Below are 16,054 nucleotides of genomic sequence, written 5' to 3' on the forward strand. Positions count from 1 at the left end.
ATTATTTTAAGGTTGTGTTCACAAAATGTTCAGCTATGTTTGCATATGATACTTCATTAAATGAATAATATGAAAGTTAAGCAATTTCTTGAACTCACAAATATCAGCTCAAGAATCGTTTGTATTTCAGAATTTAAATCACCCCTCCTAAGAGTGAAACCAAGCCGCACTTATTGCGGCTTTTCTGTGGTTCTAAAATGAGCTAACTCGTTTGTAAGCCATTTTTTACTGATTATTTTTGTACCATCTTTGAGAATAACGGTATAAGGTTTGCCACTCCATGAGCTTTTACTGGCAAGATTTTCAATAAACTCATCAGTAGTTTTAGCGTAGCGTTTACCTTTGTGGTATTTCATAGCAAGATGATCAGCGGCTTCGGTGCTGGTGTGTTGATCACCGTTACGAATGAAAGTCGCGTTGCTTTGCGCGATAAAGCTGAGCAAATGAGTGACTTCTTGTTCAGTGGTTGCTGCAAAGCTCAACTGACTAACCGTGAGTAAAAGGCAAGCCATCAGCCTGTATATAGTGTGGGTTAAGTCTTTCATCTGTAGCCTCATTTAATCCAAAAAGTTTATTACGTTACCTGTGACTTGTGCCATCAAAAAAAGGTAAAGCTCTGAATAAAACTGATGTGCTAATGCATGTGCTGGTATAACTTTCAGCTATTAATACCTTATTTATTATGTAGAATAATACATCAATAAGGTCAATTAAATTATCATGGCTTATTGGGATACTGTTTTGGTACTTGCATTGAACTTGCCGGGACAATATTTTTTACAAAAATAAAGGTAGAAATATGAACAGCTCAGATCGCGCTATTGACGAACTAGTACTTGGGTTTTGGCGATTATTAGATTGGCAAATTACTCCACAACAGTGTTTAACTTTTCTTGAGCAAGCAATTGAAGCCGGCGTAAGGCACACCGATCACGCTGACATTTACGGTGGATATGGTTGTGAGGCAGAGTTTGGTAAAGCTTTAGCTTTAAAGCCAAGTATTCGTGATGAGATCAAAATTATTACTAAGTGTGGTATCAAACCTGCTTTTGCAAGCTTAGGGTTAGCAGGCCAAGCTAATCATTACGATTCGAGTGCCGCACATATTATTAGCTCAGCACAGCAATCGTTAAAGCATTTTAATACCGATAGATTAGATGCATTACTTATTCATCGCCCTGATTATTTGATGAATGCAGACGAAGTAGCTGAGGCATTCACTACTCTTAAGCAAAATGGTGATGTACTCGAGTTTGGTGTATCAAACTTTACGCCATCACAACTAAGTTTATTGCAGTCGCGTCTTGATTTTGAATTGGTGACCAATCAAATTGAATTTTCACCGTATGAAATGCAAGCACTTGATGATGGTAGTTTAGACCAATGTCAGTTACTTGATATTAAACCTATGTGTTGGTCACCTTTGGCTGGCGGTCGCATTTTTGCAGAAAATGATGAAAAAGCGATTCGCCTGCGTCAAGTACTTGAGCAAGTCGGCAGCGAAATTGGTGCAAGTTCTATTGATCAAGTGGTTTACGCGTGGTTATTAATGCACCCAAGTTCCCCATCAGTGGTACTGGGCACTGGCAACATTGAGCGTGTTAAATCGGCTGTTGCTGCTAAGCAGTTAAAACTCAGTCGCGAACAATGGTATCGTATTTGGCAAGGTTCAACAGGGCACAGTGTACCGTAGGAGTTGTAAGTTTTAAGCTATAAGTTTTAAGCAGTCTGAGTTTAGGGGAAGTCTTGACATAAAATCTGAACTTAGTCACTTTTACCGCTTACCAAGATCGAGAAAGGGCCTTACGGCCCTTAGTGTTGCAGCAAGTAACACATTCTTTTTATAGGCTAAAGTCCATTGAAAAAGCAACGTAAGCCTTAATCTCACTGTCATCCATATCGGTATCAGATAGACCAAAAGTGAAGCCATCTTTAGAGATAGATACGCCGTAGTCGATGATATCGTCATCACCAATAAAATCACCAGAGTAGTGACCTAAGTGTAAAGCCATTTCAGTGCCATTACTGCCAACAGCGAAACCGTAATCTGCAGTCAGGTATAACGAATCACCAAAGTCTGTGCCATCACCGCTTGCGGCTGAAGTTGCAAGAACTGATGCGCCAAAGCTAAAGCCACCCATACTGATGCTACCGTAAATTTCAGAAAAATCAGCGTCTGCGCCAGAAGCTGCATCAGGGTAAGCGTAATAGATGTAGCCAACGTCGTAGCTCATATTTTCATTAATATCGCCACCAAAACCAGCATAGAGATCAAGCTCGTAGGTCATTTCATCGGCCCAGCTTGCATTTGAAGCCCAAGTACCAGCATAAAAACCTGATTCGTTGGCATAATCAATACCACCTGAAATTGCAGCATCACCACCGGTTTGTTCTTGACCACGCCATAAGTAGTTTGAAGTTGCTGCGGCATTGGCTGTTACTTCTGCATATGCTGCTGTAGATGTTGCACCCATGAGTACAAGTGTGCTGATCGCAATTGCTGATTTTAGTTTTAACATGTTTGGTATCCTGTTGTTATGCTGATTTTTTGGCTCGCAATTATTAATTAGATTGCAGTCTATAATTGCGGATCCTATTTTTAGTTGTCTACTAGGGTAATAGCACTGCTTGTGCCAAGTTAAATGAAAAGCAATAATTTATATTTAAATTACTTTATAAACAAAGGTATAAATATTTATAGTGAAAGGAGGAGATTGTTTTTTACGAAGCTTGCGCACTTTATTGGTGCGTAAAAAAACCCGCATGCACAACTCAGTTGCAGCGGGTTTTTGTATTTTTTACTGTGGTTTAACCAAAAATAGTACGCATTAGGCTGATTGTTTCGTTCACGCCACGGCCTTTTTGTACTTCGCTGATAATTGAATCACGCTTTGCGCGAATATGCTCAGGCATATCGTCAGCAGCAAGTGCGCGATCAACAAGTATTTCAGCAGACTCTTTACCACGACGCACTTTTCTAGTGCCAGTGGTAGTTGTACGCTTTGGCTTGCTCAATAACTTGATGTAGTTAGAGTTTTCAGGCGTGTTTTTGTCTGCATGATAGAAAAAGCACGGAATTAATGCTTTGATTGCAACAAGTTGTTGATCCAGCTCGCTGTCACCACTTGCCATTTTAAACCAAGACATACCATGAACTGCTTGGACAATATCCTGCCAATAACGCGCAAAGTCACGATTATTTAATTTAGTAATAGCCAATGCTGAACAAAGTGCATCTAAACGGGTGTTATTAATTGGTGTAAAAACATCTGGGCGGCGCATTGCTAATAGACGAGTTGCCGGTGCAAGCGTTGGCTTTTCATTGCTATCAGTAAAGGCTTTTAAATATTTGACCACAAATTCTTGGTAATCAGCTTCAGTTACTTCACCTTCTAAAGGTATATGTGCTAATGCTTCATCAAATAATGCCGGCAGGTCGGCAAGCATTTGATGAAAAGCTTTGGCGCTTTTAGTAGAGCTAAACCATTCGACATCAAAATTATAACTACTTGGATCCAGTGCAGAAGTATGTTTACCACTAAATGCTAATAAATCTTCAGGGATCATCTCTTTCAGTGATTGCTCGCGAATACCAGCTATATAGTTGGCAAGGCGTAACTGTTCATCAAGGGCTAACACATCTTTATGCTGCTCTATAAATACACTAACTACAGGCCAAGGCGCTACGCGTAATGTTTTCAATTGTAAGAAGCTAATTGCTGAAACTAATAAGTCATTAAGCTTTTTTAAAATTGGTAATTGATTGGTTTCGAGTAAATCATGATTAATACGGTCACGGCTAGCATTAAGTAGTTCATAGCACCAACCTAAGAAGTCTTCAGGATGATTTTCTATTTTCACCGCCATCAGGTTTAAGCTGATTTCAGAAGCCTGCTTTAGAATATTTTGATAAATATGGCCTTCTTGTTCGCCTAATGCCATTTGTGAAGGTGAAATGAGCAATTTTTTCATGCCTGATGGTACTCCGGTTAAATACATTTTTCAGTTGTTTAATTTTAGCGCAAAACGTCTTAAAACAACAGGGCTGTGCATCATACCGAAGAATACAGGGGATGCAATCTTGATAAGTTAAATCTGCACAAGATTGCATTTAAAGGGTTTAATCTGCTTATTCAAGTGAAAATAACTGCTCTACAGTAGTTTCAAACTGCCGAGCTATCTTCAATGCAATGATCACTGAAGGTGTAAAGCGTGATGTTTCGACCGTGCTGATTGTTTTGCGTGAAACGGCGCTAGCATCGGCTAGCTCTTGCTGTGAAAGCCCCGCGGCTTTGCGAAATTCAGCTATATGGTTTTGCAGCTAAAGGTATCAAAATGTTTCAGTAACAATTCATATATTCACTGTAGAATGCAGGAAATTGCATTTTTCTTCGTTGCACAATGATTTTAATGCTAACTCCCGCTATGATAAGAACATTATTTGCACATTTGAAAGGACCATCATGAAGACCTTATTTAAAGTTATTGGTGTCATATTATTATTGCTTGTTGCTTTAATTATTGCTGCACCGTTTTTAATTCCAACCGATGCCATTTTTAATAAAGTCTCTGAGCAGGTTGAGCAAACCACTGGGCGTACTTTAACTATTAAAGGCGATAAAACATTATCCGTTTTTCCTTCTTTGAAGCTTGAACTTGAAGATGTGCATTTTGCCAATATGAAAACTGGCTCACGTGCAGATATGGCAAGCATGCAGCAACTTGCAGTTCATATTCCTTGGTTTTCGCTATTTGGTGGTGAACTTAAACTAGAAAAGTTTGTGATCAATGAACCCAATATTCTGCTTGAAACAGATAAAAATGGTAAAGCTAACTGGCAGTTATTTGATGCAGTAGCTGCGAAACCTGAGCAGCAAACTCAAGCAGGTGAGGCAGTCAAACTACCTGAAAACTTTGATATTCAATTAGGTGAAGTGGCTATATATGGTGGGTCGTTTACTTATTTAGATGGTCAAACGGGAGCTAAACAGCAAATTAGCGATTTAGAATTGGCTATCTTACTGCCTTCACTGCATAAATCACTCGAAGTCAAAGGTGGGATCACTTATATGCAAGAGCGCTTTGAGCTTGATGTAACAGTTGATAACCCAGCTAAAGCAATAGCAGGTGATACATTTAATGTGACAACTGATGTCACTTCAAAGTTAGTTGATGTTGAGTTTAAAGGCTTAATAGCCGGTCAAGGTAAAGATATTCAAGGTCAATTAGCGCTCAGTGGTGATTCAGTAAAAGACATTGCTAAATGGCAGGGAGTCGAGCTGAACGCTAAAGAAAGCGCCTTTAATGCATTTAGTGTTAGTGGCAAAATGCGTATGCAAGGTGATAAGTTCAACCTAGCTGAATTAGTCGCCACTCTTGATGCATTAGAGATCAAAGGAAAAAGCGAGCTTAATTTAGGTAAGCGTTTAGCCGTTAATGCTGACATCGATTTAGGTATGCTGGACTTAAATCCTTACTTACCTGAGGTGGTAGCGCCAGCAGAGAAACCAGAACCTAAAAGTGACGAGCCAGCCAAACCAATTGTATGGGATGACACAAAAATGGATTTAAGTGGCTTAAATGCCTTAGATGCGAATGTGGTGATCCGTTCAAGTGGCTTAAAAGCAAATGAAATCAAACTTGGCGCTAATCAATTCACTGTAAACCTTAACAAAGGCGTAGCGAAAATTAGCCTAGATAAGTTTGCCGCCTACGAAGGTAATGGTAAAGGCACTGTAACAGTTAATGCGAAACAAGCTCCTTACAAAATCAGCACCAACTTCTCGTTAGATAAAATAGACGCACAACCATTGCTGACAGATGCCGCTGGCTTCGATAAGCTAATGGGCAAAGGCTCACTCAATTGGGACTTAGCAACATCAGGTCAGAGCCAAAAAGACTTTATGAGTGCCCTACAGGGTAAACTAGCATTTGAATTTGCCGATGGTGCAGTAAAAGGCGCCAACATTGCTGAAATGGTTCGCAAAGGCAAAGAGCTAATTAAGGGTAACTTTGGTGCAATATCCGAAGGGCTAGATACTGGCTTTGATAATTCCCAGCAAACTGACTTCTCTGCGCTAACGGGTAGCTTTAACTTTACCAATGGCGTAGGTAAAAACACAGATCTGAGTTTGTTAAGTCCATTAGTACGTATTAGTGGTGAAGGGGATGTTAATCTACCCGCAACGACAGTTAACTACCGCTTAGTGACAGGCATAGTCGATTCACTCGAAGGGCAGGGGACCAAAGATGATAGTACCGGCTTTAAAATTCCAGTACGAATCAAAGGACCATTTCATGATGTTGGCATCAGCTTAGATGTAAGCAAAGCGGCAGAAGATGAAGTAAAAGAAAAAGCGAAAGATAAAATTAAAGATAAGTTAAAAGGTTTGTTTGGCAAATAATGCCGATTTTATTCGGTGATAAAACAATCAGGGCATAAAATTACCCTGATTGTTTTATAATCAATGCTAAAATAGCAAAATATGTTTCATCGACAAAACAACCATCCTCGTTATTCTAAATTAATTAAAAAATAACCTACCACTACCCCCGCAATGCTGATACAATTGCCCGCCCTTGGGAGACAACTAGATTGTTTTTTGAGTGGTTTTTAACCTAAATGTCTTGATTTTAAACAAATTTAAGACAGTTGTAATAACTACACCGGAGGTCATTAACATGATCCAAATGCAAACTCAGCTGGAAGTTGCTGATAACAGCGGCGCTCGCAAAGTGCAGTGTATTAAAGTCTTAGGCGGTTCGCACCGTCGTTATGCAGCGATTGGTGACATCATTAAAGTTTCTGTTAAAGAAGCGATTCCTCGCGGTAAAGTGAAGAAAGGTGATGTTAAAAACGCGGTAGTTGTGCGTACTAAGAAAGGCGTTCGTCGTCCAGATGGTTCTTTGATCCGTTTTGACAGCAATGCGGCTGTTATCTTAAATGATAACTTGCAGCCAATTGGTACACGTATTTTCGGCCCTGTGACTCGCGAACTTCGTAATGATAAGTTCATGAAAATCGTTTCACTAGCCCCAGAAGTACTGTAAGGAGTCAATCATGGCAGCAAAAATCCGTCGTGATGACGAAGTAATCGTTCTAGCAGGTAAAGACAAAGGTAAGCGCGGCAAAGTGCTTTCAGTTGTTACCGAGTCTGGTCGAGTATTTGTCGAAGGCATTAACTTAATCAAGAAGCACCAAAAGCCGGTTCCACAATTGAACCAGCCAGGTGGTATTGTTGAGAAAGAAGCGTCTATTGACGTATCAAACGTTGCGATCTTCAACTCGGAAACGAGTAAAGCAGATCGTGTAGGTTTCAAGATTGAAGATGGTAAGAAATTACGTATCTTTAAATCTACTGGTAAAACTATCTAATAGTTGGAGTAGAATGATGGCGAAACTGCATGAAGTATATAAAGACAAAGTAGTTGCTGAACTTCAAGAGAAGTTTGGTTTCAGCTCTGTCATGCAAGTCCCTCAGATCGAAAAGATCACATTGAATATGGGCGTGGGCGAAGCCCTAGCTGACAAGAAAATTCTAGACAACGCTGTTGCGGATCTAGAAGCAATCGCTGGTCAGAAGCCACTCATTACTAAAGCACGCAAATCTGTTGCTGGCTTTAAAGTACGTGAAGGCTACCCAATTGGTTGTAAAGTAACCCTACGCGGCGAGCGTATGTGGGACTTTTTTGAGCGTTTGGTTTCAATCGCTATCCCACGTATCCGTGACTTCCGTGGTGTAAGTGCTAAGTCTTTTGATGGACGTGGTAACTACAGCATGGGCGTACGTGAACAAATCATCTTCCCAGAAATTGATTATGATAAAGTAGACCGCGTACGCGGTATGGATATCACAATCACTACATCTGCGAAAACAGATGAGGAAGGCCGTGCGTTGTTAGAAGCGTTTAACTTCCCATTCAAGAAATAAGGGTAGGGTTATGGCAAAGAATTCTATGAAAGCGCGCGAAGCAAAGCGCACGAAATTAGTTGCTCAGTTCGCTGAAAAGCGCGCAGCACTAAAAGCTATCATCAGTGATGTGAAAACATCTGACGATGATCGTTGGGACGCGGTACTTAAGCTACAAGCTTTACCACGTGATTCTAGCCCTGCACGTCAACGTAATCGTTGTAACATTACGGGCCGCCCACATGGTTACCTTCGCAAATTCGGCATGAGCCGTATCAAAGTTCGCGAAGCAGCTATGCGCGGTGAAATTCCTGGCCTTAAAAAGGCTAGCTGGTAATAGAATCACGGGAGTAAGACTATGAGCTTGCAAGATCCTATCGCGGATTTGTTTACACGAATTCGTAACGGTCAGTCAGCGAAAAAAGTATCTGTAACGATGCCTAATTCAAAGCTGAAAGTAGCATTAGCTAAAGTATTAAAAGATGAAGGTTATATCGTTGATTTCACAATCAGCGGTGATGTTAAACCTGAGCTTTCTATCGAGTTGAAATACTTCGAAGGCAAAGCTGTTATTGAAAATATCCAGCGTGTTAGCCGCCCTGGTTTGCGTATCTATAAGAGACGTGACGAATTACCAAAGGTAATGGGTGGTCTAGGTATCGCTATCGTATCAACTTCTAAAGGCCTAATGACAGACCGCGCCGCACGTAGTGCTGGTGTTGGTGGTGAAATCATTGGTTTTGTAGCTTAATCGGAGGGGAACTATGTCTCGCATAGCAAAGGCACCAATTAATGTTCCTGCCGGTGTAGAAGTTACATTAAAAGGCCAGGACATCACAGTTAAAGGCAAAAACGGCGAATTAACGCGTACTATCAACTCTGCAGTTGAAGTACAACTTAACGACAACGTTATTACAACTTTACCTCGTGAAGGCGTAGCCAATGCATGGGCACAAGCAGGTACTGCTCGCGCTCTAATCAACAATATGATTGTTGGTACGCATGAAGGTTACGAGAAGAAACTTCAGTTAGTAGGCGTTGGTTACCGTGCTGCAGCTAAGGGTAAAACATTAGATTTAACTCTTGGTTTCTCACACCCAGTTAATTTCGCAGTTCCTGAAGGAATTACGATTGAAACTCCAAGCCAAACAGAAGTTCTAGTTAAGGGCGTAGATAAGCAGTTAGTTGGTCAAACAGCTGCTAACATTCGTGCATACCGTAAACCTGAGCCTTATAAAGGTAAAGGTGTTCGTTATTCAGATGAGAATGTACGCCGTAAAGAGGCTAAGAAGAAGTAAGGTAAGACGATGGATAAAAAAACAGCTCGTCTACGTCGTGCTAAACGCACTCGTAGAAATTATATTGAACAAGGCACAACGCGTCTTGTTATCCACCGCACGCCACGTCACATTTACGCTCAAGTTGTAAACGCTGAGGGTAATGTACTGGCTGCTGCTTCTACTGTTGAGAAAGCTATTAGCGAAACAGTTAAAGGCACAGGCAACGTTGCAGCTGCGCAAGCAGTTGGTAAAGCGGTTGCTGAACGTGCGGCTGACAAAGGCATCGAAAAGATTGCTTTTGATCGCAGTGGCTTTAAATATCACGGCCGTGTGAAGGCGCTAGCAGATGCTGCGCGTGAAGCCGGTTTGCAATTCTAGGAGTAGACAATGGCTAACGTAGAAGCAAAGCAACAACAGCCTGATCTAGCTGAAAAGCTAATCGCGGTGAACCGTGTGTCTAAAGTAGTTAAAGGTGGTCGTATCTTTAGCTTCACTGCACTAACTGTAGTTGGTGACGGCGCAGGTAAAGTAGGTTTCGGTTATGGTAAAGCACGTGAAGTTCCAGCTGCTATTCAAAAAGCAATGGAAAAAGCACGTCGTAACATGATCAACGTAGACCTAAATGGCAACACATTACAGCATCCTGTTAAAGGACGTCATGCTGGCTCTCTTGTGTTTATGAAACCAGCATCTGAAGGTACTGGTATCATCGCAGGTGGTGCTATGCGTGCAGTACTAGAAGTTACTGGTGTGCAGAACGTACTTTCTAAATGTTACGGTTCTACTAACCCGATCAACGTTGTACGTGCAACGATCTCAGCTCTTGAGAATATGAATTCTCCTCAGTCGATCGCTGCAAAACGTGGTCTTCGAGTAGACGAGATTCTGGGGTAAACCATGGCTAATAAAACTGTAAAAGTAACACAAGTAAAGAGCTCTATCGGTCGTTTACCGAAACATAAAGCTACATTACGCGGTCTTGGTTTACGTCGTATCAATCACACTGTTGAGTTAGAAGACACAGCATGTGTACGTGGTATGATCAACCAAGTTTCATACATGGTTAAGGTTGAGGGGTAATTCGAATGCATTTGAATACACTTTCTCCTGCTGCAGGTTCTAAATCTGCTGGTAAACGTGTTGGTCGTGGTATCGGTTCTGGTCTAGGTAAGACTGGTGGCCGTGGTCACAAAGGTCAAAAGTCACGTTCTGGCGGTAAAGTACGCGTTGGTTTTGAAGGCGGTCAAATGCCTATGCAACGTCGTCTACCTAAGTTTGGTTTCACTTCTCGCAAATCTTTAGTATCTGCAGAAATAAACCTATACGAGATCGCTAAAGTTGAAGGCGATGTGGTAGACCTAGGTACGCTACAGGCAGCTGGTCTAGTTAAAAAGAACGTTCTGTTCGTTAAAGTTGTTAAATCTGGCGAAGTTTCACGCGCTGTTACCGTTAAAGGCCTTAAAGCCTCTAAAGGTGCTCGCGAAGCTATCGAAGCCGCCGGAGGCAAGGTAGAAGACTAAGGAAGTACTAATGGCTAAACCAGGTCAAGATACACAAAGTGCACAAAGTGGGCTTTCGGAATTGAAACGTCGATTACTATTCGTATTGGGCGCTATCATTATTTACCGTCTAGGTTCATTTGTGCCAATCCCTGGGATTGACGCCGCTGTACTTGCCGATTTCTTCGAGCAACAAAAGGGCACCATTGTTGAAATGTTCAACATGTTCAGCGGTGGTGCGCTTGAGCGCGCTTCGGTGTTAGCACTGGGTATAATGCCTTACATCACAGCTTCAATTATTACGCAACTATTAACGCATATGTATCCTCCGTTTATAGAGCTTAAGAAAGAAGGTGAACAAGGTCGTAAGAAAATTAGCCAGTACACACGCTACGGCACGCTCTTGCTTGCTACTATCCAATCGATCGGTATTGCCACAAGCTTACCGGGTATGATGGACGGGTTAGTTGTTAACCCAGGTCTCGGTTTCTACTTCACCGCAGTGGTGAGTTTAGTAACTGGTACTATGTTCCTGATGTGGTTGGGCGAGCAAATAACTGAACGTGGTATCGGTAACGGTATCTCAGTTCTAATATTTGTTGGTATTGTAGCTAACCTGCCGTCTGCTATTGGTTCGACAGCCGAAATGGCGCGCCAAGGTGATTTACATGTTTTAGCACTGTTATTGATTGCGGTAATCGTATTCGCTGTTACTTATCTTGTAGTGTTCTTTGAACGTGGACAACGTCGTATCGTCGTTAACTACGCAAAGCGCCAACAAGGTCGTCAAGTATTTGCTGCCCAAAGCACGCATTTACCACTAAAAGTAAACATGGCGGGTGTTATTCCACCAATCTTTGCTAGCAGTATAATTCTGTTCCCTGGTACTATTGCCAGCTGGTTCGGCCAGGGTGAAGGTCCTGTCGCTGATGTGCTACAAGCGATTGCTACAACGTTGACTCCAGGTCAGCCTTTGTATGCAATAGTTTTAGCTGCGGCTATTATCTTCTTCTGCTTTTTCTACACAGCGTTGGTTTTTAACCCACGTGAAACAGCAGATAACCTGAAAAAATCTGGCGCATTTATCCCAGGTATTCGTCCAGGCGAGCAGACATCGAAATACATTGATAAAGTGATGACACGCCTGACATTGGCAGGTGCTTTGTATATAACCTTTATCTGTCTGGTGCCCGAATTCATGACCATGGCATGGCAAACGCCATTCTACTTCGGCGGTACATCAATTTTGATTATCGTTGTTGTGATCATGGACTTTATGGCACAAGTACAGACTCATATGATGTCTCATCAATATGATTCTGTGCTGAAAAAAGCGAACCTTAAAGGCTACGGTCGATAAGGTCAGTTTACGGAGTTGAGCAATGAAAGTACGTGCTTCCGTTAAGAAAATATGCCGTAACTGTAAAGTTATTAAACGTGCCGGTGTTGTACGTGTAATTTGCAGTGAGCCTAAGCATAAGCAAAGGCAAGGTTAATTTATAAGTCGTGCAGGCTGAGGTTTCTCGGCCTGTGTTTTCAGTTGTGATTTGGTCTTCGTTTGAGTATCCTTACGGGCTCTTCAAACAGATGATAACCGAATTCAAATATAGGAGATGTGTTAGTGGCCCGTATCGCTGGCATTAACGTCCCTGATCATAAACATGCAGTTATTGGTTTAACAGCTATTTATGGCATAGGTAAGACTCGCTCTAAGGCTATCTTAGTAGCGACTGGTATCGCCGAAACCACAAAAATCGGTGAACTTTCAGACGAAACACTTGACGTATTGCGTGAAGCAGTTGGCAAGTACACTGTAGAAGGTGATCTTCGTCGTGAAGTTACTTTGAATATCAAGCGCCTTATGGACCTTGGTTGTTACCGTGGCCTACGTCACCGTCGCTCTTTACCACTACGTGGTCAAAGAACAAAGACTAACGCGCGTACCCGTAAGGGTCCTCGTAAGCCTATTAAGCGATAAGGGGATAGTATTATGGCTAAGACACCAATTCGTCGTAAAAAGGTTAAAAAGCAAGTTGCTGATGGTATGGCTCATGTTCATGCTTCTTTCAACAACACTATTGTTACAATTACCGACCGTCAAGGTAATGCACTATCATGGGCTACTGCCGGTGGTTCAGGTTTCCGTGGTTCACGTAAATCTACACCATTCGCTGCTCAGGTTGCTGCAGAGCGTGCAGGTACTGCTGCTCAAGAATACGGTTTAAAAAATCTAGAAGTTTTCATCAAAGGTCCAGGTCCAGGTCGTGAATCTGCTGTACGTGCTTTGAATGCTGCTGGTTACCGTATCACCAACATTACTGACGTGACGCCAATACCACACAATGGTTGTCGTCCACCGAAGAAACGTCGCGTTTAACAATAGGTTAGGAGAAATAACATGGCAAGATATTTGGGCCCTAAGCTCAAGCTGAGTCGTCGTGAAGGTACTGACCTGTTCCTTAAGAGCGGCGTAAGAGCTATCGACTCTAAGTGTAAACTTGAGACTGCACCTGGTCAGCACGGCGCTCGTAAAGGTCGCTTATCTGATTACGGTTTACAATTACGTGAAAAGCAAAAAGTACGTCGTATCTACGGTGTATTAGAAAAGCAATTCCGTAACTACTACAAAGAAGCTGCTCGCCTTAAGGGCAACACAGGTGAAAACTTGTTACAGCTTTTAGAGCAACGTTTAGACAATGTTGTATACCGCATGGGTTTTGCAAGCACACGTGCTGAAGCACGTCAGTTAGTAAGCCACAAAGCGGTTTTAGTTAATGGTCGTGTAGTGAACATTCCTTCATTCGTAATTACTCCAGAAGATGTAGTAGTTATCCGTGAAAAGTCTAAGACACAAGCTCGTATCATCGCTGCTCTAGAACTAGCCGAGCAACGTGAAAAACCGACTTGGGTTGAAGTTGACGGTAAGAAAATGGAAGGTAATTTCAAACGCCTACCAGAGCGTTCAGACCTGTCTGCGGACATCAATGAACAACTAATCGTCGAACTTTACTCTAAGTAAAGTTAAGAGTTAAGAGAGGATAAAATGCAGGGTTCTGTTACAGAATTTCTAAAACCAAGGTTAGTCGATATCGACGCTATTAACCCAACTCGTTCTAAAGTAGTTTTAGAGCCATTAGAGCGTGGCTTCGGTCATACTCTTGGGAATGCCTTACGCCGTATACTTCTTTCGTCAATGCCAGGATGTGCAGTAACCGAAGTTGAAATCGACGGTGTGTTGCACGAATACAGCGCGAAAGAAGGCGTACAAGAAGACATCATTGAAATTCTGTTAAATCTTAAAGGTCTAGCAGTTACTTTGGAAGGTAAAGATGAAGTTTTTCTTACCCTGACTAAGTCTGGTGTAGGCCCTGTGACTGCGGCTGATATTCAGCACGACGGCGATGTAACCATTGCCAACCCAGATCATATTATTTGTCATTTAACGGCAGATAATAGTGCGATCAGCATGCGAATTCGTGTTGAACGTGGTCGTGGGTATGTGCCGGCATCTAGCCGTTTATCCTCTGATGACGATGAGCGTCCAATTGGTAGATTGTTGCTTGATGCATCATTTAGCCCAGTTGAACGTATTGCGTACTCGGTTGAATCAGCACGTGTTGAACAACGTACAGACTTAGACAAGTTAATCATTGATATGGAAACAAACGGCACTATAGATCCAGAAGAAGCGATCCGCCGTGCGTCGACTATCTTAGCTGAGCAGCTAGAAGCATTCGTAGACTTACGTGATGTTACTGAGCCAGAAGAGAAAGAAGAGAAGCCAGAATTCGATCCTATTCTACTTCGTCCAGTTGATGATCTTGAACTAACAGTGCGTTCAGCAAACTGTTTGAAAGCCGAGCAAATTCAATATATCGGTGATTTAGTTCAGCGCACAGAAGTCGAGCTTCTTAAAACGCCTAACTTAGGCAAGAAGTCTCTGACTGAAATTAAAGACGTGCTAGCTTCACGTGGTCTATCTCTAGGTATGCGCCTAGAAAATTGGCCACCTGCAAGCCTAGCTGAATAATCTAAATCACTATATTAGTTTAGTTAGAAGGATAGGGTCATGCGCCATCGTAAGAGTGGTCGTCAATTAAACCGTAACAGCAGCCATCGTAAAGCGATGTTCAGCAATATGGCAGGTTCTTTGGTGAAACATGAAATCATCAAAACTACTTTGCCAAAAGCGAAAGAGTTACGTCGTGTAATTGAACCTTTAATCACACTGGCTAAGACTGACAGTGTAGCAAATCGCCGTTTAGCGTTTGCTCGCACGCGTGATAAAGAAGTAGTTGGTAAGTTGTTCAGTGAAATCGGTCCTCGCAATACAGACCGTCCAGGTGGTTACACTCGTATTATTAAGTGTGGCTTCCGTGCTGGTGACAATGCACCAATGGCTTATATTGAACTAGTAGGTCGCACATCTGCGAACGAAGAAGTTCAAGAAGACGCGCAGTCTGCTGAGTAAGTCTTAAAGACACCAAAAAGCCGAGCATAAGCTCGGCTTTTTAATATCTAAAATTTGGCAAAAAATAATATCGCTATCAGTATCCCTGTATATAGCGCAACATTTCAACTATACCATTATCAAACCAACATCTTTGTAAGCCCACTAAGCGTCACTAGAATCTACTTCCCTTAATAACCATTTGTTATTCAACTAGCTTGTTAATTTAAATTTCATGGTCGGTAATAACATTTATAGCTTTGAAAGTTATCTTGCTACTGAATATGTAGCTGTATAAATCTATAGAGTCTACTTTTACCTATGATTTAAATGCGTGATAACTGCGACTGTCAGTGTTTGACCCTCATAAGTTATTAACAATATACATAGGTAAAGATTATAAACTTAGGTCATTTGATCAAAATATTGATCATTTCAGTAGTGGATCGTTTTTTCGATTAAAGATTGAATCTGGGTTTCTTCATTTAACTTGCACTTATATAGTTAAAAACAGTCTAGTTTAGTGTTGTTTTTGAGCGTTTAGCTTAAATACTCAGCGAACAGTGTTTTATTTTAAGTTTTCTTCAAAAAAAGGTTGATCTGTTTTTGGATCTCCCTATAATGCGACCCCACTGAGACGGCAGACAGCAACGCTTAGCGAGGCAAGAGTTAATCAGTTAGTCGAGTAAAACTTAAGTTTAGATTTTTAATAAAGTTTAAAATTAAGTGTTGACAAAAAAATAGGAAAGCGTAATATGCGCAGCCCTAGCGAGATAAAGTTTAACTTTAATCGCAACGTTCTTTAACAATATAAAGCAATCATCTGTGTGGGCACTCGTACAGATTGAGTTCTAACAGCCGAGCTTAACTTTCTTTTAGATAGCTAAGCAAGGCAAAAAATTTAGAGTCTCAATT

General features: G+C 41.6%; 23 protein-coding genes. 19 read left to right on the plus strand and 4 right to left on the minus strand.

Features of this window, described 5'->3' with window-relative positions; all coding sequences use genetic code 11:
* Nucleotides 1-170: 170 nt before the first annotated feature.
* On the minus strand, nucleotides 171-545 hold the full coding sequence (locus tag H5158_RS15950) for a DUF5329 domain-containing protein (protein ID WP_149983095.1): 375 nt from the start codon (nucleotides 543-545) through the stop codon (nucleotides 171-173).
* A 254-nt stretch (nucleotides 546-799) separates the two neighbouring features.
* On the opposite strand from H5158_RS15950, the gene H5158_RS15955 reads away from it, so the two are divergent.
* On the plus strand, nucleotides 800-1,693 hold the full coding sequence (locus H5158_RS15955) for an aldo/keto reductase family oxidoreductase (RefSeq protein ID WP_182740421.1): 894 nt from the start codon (nucleotides 800-802) through the stop codon (nucleotides 1,691-1,693).
* Between the two features lie 148 nt (nucleotides 1,694-1,841).
* Here the strand turns inward: H5158_RS15955 and H5158_RS15960 are convergent, their stop codons facing one another.
* The 3 genes from H5158_RS15960 to H5158_RS15970 all read right to left on the minus strand — a co-directional run bounded on the left by H5158_RS15960 (nucleotide 1,842) and on the right by H5158_RS15970 (nucleotide 4,321).
* Nucleotides 1,842-2,519: a TorF family putative porin gene (locus H5158_RS15960; RefSeq protein ID WP_182740422.1), complete on the minus strand. Its 678-nt coding sequence runs from the start codon at nucleotides 2,517-2,519 to the stop codon at nucleotides 1,842-1,844.
* A gap of 289 nt (nucleotides 2,520-2,808) precedes the next feature.
* Nucleotides 2,809-3,972, minus strand: a complete 1,164-nt coding sequence (locus H5158_RS15965) for a hypothetical protein (protein ID WP_145241931.1) — start codon at nucleotides 3,970-3,972, stop codon at nucleotides 2,809-2,811.
* Nucleotides 3,973-4,129: 157 nt separating this feature from the next.
* Nucleotides 4,130-4,321 (minus strand): helix-turn-helix transcriptional regulator, encoded by a 192-nt coding sequence (locus H5158_RS15970; RefSeq protein ID WP_182719227.1) that lies wholly within the window; start codon nucleotides 4,319-4,321, stop codon nucleotides 4,130-4,132.
* 142 nt (nucleotides 4,322-4,463) lie between these two features.
* On the opposite strand from H5158_RS15970, the gene H5158_RS15975 reads away from it, so the two are divergent.
* The 18 genes from H5158_RS15975 (at nucleotide 4,464) to rplQ (ending at nucleotide 15,160) form a co-directional block, all read left to right on the plus strand.
* Nucleotides 4,464-6,404 carry an AsmA family protein gene (locus H5158_RS15975; protein ID WP_182740423.1) on the plus strand — a complete coding sequence of 647 codons (1,941 nt, stop codon included), beginning with the start codon at nucleotides 4,464-4,466 and terminating at the stop codon, nucleotides 6,402-6,404.
* Between the two features lie 277 nt (nucleotides 6,405-6,681).
* On the plus strand, nucleotides 6,682-7,050 hold the full coding sequence (gene rplN / locus H5158_RS15980) for a 50S ribosomal protein L14 (RefSeq protein ID WP_011329449.1): 369 nt from the start codon (nucleotides 6,682-6,684) through the stop codon (nucleotides 7,048-7,050).
* A gap of 10 nt (nucleotides 7,051-7,060) precedes the next feature.
* Entirely contained in the window at nucleotides 7,061-7,375 is a 315-nt protein-coding gene (rplX, locus tag H5158_RS15985; protein ID WP_016710194.1) for a 50S ribosomal protein L24, read from the plus strand.
* A gap of 16 nt (nucleotides 7,376-7,391) precedes the next feature.
* A complete protein-coding gene (rplE, locus tag H5158_RS15990) occupies nucleotides 7,392-7,931 on the plus strand; it encodes a 50S ribosomal protein L5 (RefSeq protein ID WP_016710195.1) in 540 nt (179 codons plus the stop codon).
* A gap of 10 nt (nucleotides 7,932-7,941) precedes the next feature.
* Nucleotides 7,942-8,247: a 30S ribosomal protein S14 gene (gene rpsN / locus H5158_RS15995; RefSeq protein ID WP_058562128.1), complete on the plus strand. Its 306-nt coding sequence runs from the start codon at nucleotides 7,942-7,944 to the stop codon at nucleotides 8,245-8,247.
* Nucleotides 8,248-8,268: 21 nt separating this feature from the next.
* Complete coding sequence (rpsH, locus tag H5158_RS16000) at nucleotides 8,269-8,661, plus strand: 30S ribosomal protein S8 (RefSeq protein WP_145241923.1); 393 nt, start codon at nucleotides 8,269-8,271, stop codon at nucleotides 8,659-8,661.
* A 13-nt stretch (nucleotides 8,662-8,674) separates the two neighbouring features.
* The gene (gene rplF / locus H5158_RS16005; protein WP_145241920.1) at nucleotides 8,675-9,208 is read left to right on the plus strand and encodes a 50S ribosomal protein L6; all 534 of its coding nucleotides are present in this window, start codon (nucleotides 8,675-8,677) and stop codon (nucleotides 9,206-9,208) included.
* Between the two features lie 9 nt (nucleotides 9,209-9,217).
* Entirely contained in the window at nucleotides 9,218-9,568 is a 351-nt protein-coding gene (gene rplR / locus H5158_RS16010) for a 50S ribosomal protein L18 (protein ID WP_008115388.1), read from the plus strand.
* Between the two features lie 9 nt (nucleotides 9,569-9,577).
* Nucleotides 9,578-10,084 (plus strand): 30S ribosomal protein S5, encoded by a 507-nt coding sequence (gene rpsE / locus H5158_RS16015; protein WP_002959485.1) that lies wholly within the window; start codon nucleotides 9,578-9,580, stop codon nucleotides 10,082-10,084.
* A gap of 3 nt (nucleotides 10,085-10,087) precedes the next feature.
* Nucleotides 10,088-10,270: a 50S ribosomal protein L30 gene (gene rpmD / locus H5158_RS16020; protein ID WP_016710201.1), complete on the plus strand. Its 183-nt coding sequence runs from the start codon at nucleotides 10,088-10,090 to the stop codon at nucleotides 10,268-10,270.
* A 5-nt stretch (nucleotides 10,271-10,275) separates the two neighbouring features.
* Nucleotides 10,276-10,710, plus strand: coding sequence for a 50S ribosomal protein L15 (gene rplO, locus H5158_RS16025; RefSeq protein ID WP_064668467.1), 435 nt, complete (start codon nucleotides 10,276-10,278; stop codon nucleotides 10,708-10,710).
* Between the two features lie 10 nt (nucleotides 10,711-10,720).
* The gene (secY, locus tag H5158_RS16030) at nucleotides 10,721-12,049 is read left to right on the plus strand and encodes a preprotein translocase subunit SecY (RefSeq protein WP_145241918.1); all 1,329 of its coding nucleotides are present in this window, start codon (nucleotides 10,721-10,723) and stop codon (nucleotides 12,047-12,049) included.
* A 22-nt stretch (nucleotides 12,050-12,071) separates the two neighbouring features.
* On the plus strand, nucleotides 12,072-12,185 hold the full coding sequence (gene rpmJ / locus H5158_RS16035) for a 50S ribosomal protein L36 (protein WP_002959476.1): 114 nt from the start codon (nucleotides 12,072-12,074) through the stop codon (nucleotides 12,183-12,185).
* A gap of 125 nt (nucleotides 12,186-12,310) precedes the next feature.
* Nucleotides 12,311-12,667: a 30S ribosomal protein S13 gene (gene rpsM, locus H5158_RS16040; RefSeq protein WP_145241916.1), complete on the plus strand. Its 357-nt coding sequence runs from the start codon at nucleotides 12,311-12,313 to the stop codon at nucleotides 12,665-12,667.
* 12 nt (nucleotides 12,668-12,679) lie between these two features.
* On the plus strand, nucleotides 12,680-13,066 hold the full coding sequence (rpsK, locus tag H5158_RS16045; protein ID WP_002959471.1) for a 30S ribosomal protein S11: 387 nt from the start codon (nucleotides 12,680-12,682) through the stop codon (nucleotides 13,064-13,066).
* Between the two features lie 21 nt (nucleotides 13,067-13,087).
* The gene (gene rpsD, locus H5158_RS16050; RefSeq protein WP_016710205.1) at nucleotides 13,088-13,708 is read left to right on the plus strand and encodes a 30S ribosomal protein S4; all 621 of its coding nucleotides are present in this window, start codon (nucleotides 13,088-13,090) and stop codon (nucleotides 13,706-13,708) included.
* A 24-nt stretch (nucleotides 13,709-13,732) separates the two neighbouring features.
* Nucleotides 13,733-14,719, plus strand: a complete 987-nt coding sequence (locus H5158_RS16055) for a DNA-directed RNA polymerase subunit alpha (RefSeq protein WP_145241913.1) — start codon at nucleotides 13,733-13,735, stop codon at nucleotides 14,717-14,719.
* Between the two features lie 39 nt (nucleotides 14,720-14,758).
* Nucleotides 14,759-15,160 (plus strand): 50S ribosomal protein L17, encoded by a 402-nt coding sequence (rplQ, locus tag H5158_RS16060; protein WP_016710207.1) that lies wholly within the window; start codon nucleotides 14,759-14,761, stop codon nucleotides 15,158-15,160.
* Nucleotides 15,161-16,054 lie beyond the last annotated feature (894 nt).

It is taken from the genome of Pseudoalteromonas sp. SR45-6, assembly GCF_014163545.1.
Classification (GTDB): domain Bacteria; phylum Pseudomonadota; class Gammaproteobacteria; order Enterobacterales; family Alteromonadaceae; genus Pseudoalteromonas; species Pseudoalteromonas rhizosphaerae.

What these genes read in the sequence shown, in the direction of transcription:
- rplQ (WP_016710207.1), top strand. Translation starts at nt 14,759, where the DNA reads ATGCGCCATCGTAAGAGTGGTCGTCAATTAAACCGTAACAGCAGCCAT.
- H5158_RS15960 (WP_182740422.1), bottom strand. Translation starts at nt 2,519, where the DNA reads ATGTTAAAACTAAAATCAGCAATTGCGATCAGCACACTTGTACTCATG.
- secY (WP_145241918.1), top strand. Translation starts at nt 10,721, where the DNA reads ATGGCTAAACCAGGTCAAGATACACAAAGTGCACAAAGTGGGCTTTCG.
- rplX (WP_016710194.1), top strand. Translation starts at nt 7,061, where the DNA reads ATGGCAGCAAAAATCCGTCGTGATGACGAAGTAATCGTTCTAGCAGGT.
- rplR (WP_008115388.1), top strand. Translation starts at nt 9,218, where the DNA reads ATGGATAAAAAAACAGCTCGTCTACGTCGTGCTAAACGCACTCGTAGA.
- rpsK (WP_002959471.1), top strand. Translation starts at nt 12,680, where the DNA reads ATGGCTAAGACACCAATTCGTCGTAAAAAGGTTAAAAAGCAAGTTGCT.
- H5158_RS15950 (WP_149983095.1), bottom strand. Translation starts at nt 545, where the DNA reads ATGAAAGACTTAACCCACACTATATACAGGCTGATGGCTTGCCTTTTA.
- rplO (WP_064668467.1), top strand. Translation starts at nt 10,276, where the DNA reads ATGCATTTGAATACACTTTCTCCTGCTGCAGGTTCTAAATCTGCTGGT.
- rpsH (WP_145241923.1), top strand. Translation starts at nt 8,269, where the DNA reads ATGAGCTTGCAAGATCCTATCGCGGATTTGTTTACACGAATTCGTAAC.
- H5158_RS15955 (WP_182740421.1), top strand. Translation starts at nt 800, where the DNA reads ATGAACAGCTCAGATCGCGCTATTGACGAACTAGTACTTGGGTTTTGG.
- rplE (WP_016710195.1), top strand. Translation starts at nt 7,392, where the DNA reads ATGGCGAAACTGCATGAAGTATATAAAGACAAAGTAGTTGCTGAACTT.
- rpsD (WP_016710205.1), top strand. Translation starts at nt 13,088, where the DNA reads ATGGCAAGATATTTGGGCCCTAAGCTCAAGCTGAGTCGTCGTGAAGGT.
- rpsE (WP_002959485.1), top strand. Translation starts at nt 9,578, where the DNA reads ATGGCTAACGTAGAAGCAAAGCAACAACAGCCTGATCTAGCTGAAAAG.
- H5158_RS15965 (WP_145241931.1), bottom strand. Translation starts at nt 3,972, where the DNA reads ATGAAAAAATTGCTCATTTCACCTTCACAAATGGCATTAGGCGAACAA.
- H5158_RS16055 (WP_145241913.1), top strand. Translation starts at nt 13,733, where the DNA reads ATGCAGGGTTCTGTTACAGAATTTCTAAAACCAAGGTTAGTCGATATC.
- rpmJ (WP_002959476.1), top strand. Translation starts at nt 12,072, where the DNA reads ATGAAAGTACGTGCTTCCGTTAAGAAAATATGCCGTAACTGTAAAGTT.
- rpmD (WP_016710201.1), top strand. Translation starts at nt 10,088, where the DNA reads ATGGCTAATAAAACTGTAAAAGTAACACAAGTAAAGAGCTCTATCGGT.
- H5158_RS15975 (WP_182740423.1), top strand. Translation starts at nt 4,464, where the DNA reads ATGAAGACCTTATTTAAAGTTATTGGTGTCATATTATTATTGCTTGTT.
- rplF (WP_145241920.1), top strand. Translation starts at nt 8,675, where the DNA reads ATGTCTCGCATAGCAAAGGCACCAATTAATGTTCCTGCCGGTGTAGAA.
- rpsN (WP_058562128.1), top strand. Translation starts at nt 7,942, where the DNA reads ATGGCAAAGAATTCTATGAAAGCGCGCGAAGCAAAGCGCACGAAATTA.
- rplN (WP_011329449.1), top strand. Translation starts at nt 6,682, where the DNA reads ATGATCCAAATGCAAACTCAGCTGGAAGTTGCTGATAACAGCGGCGCT.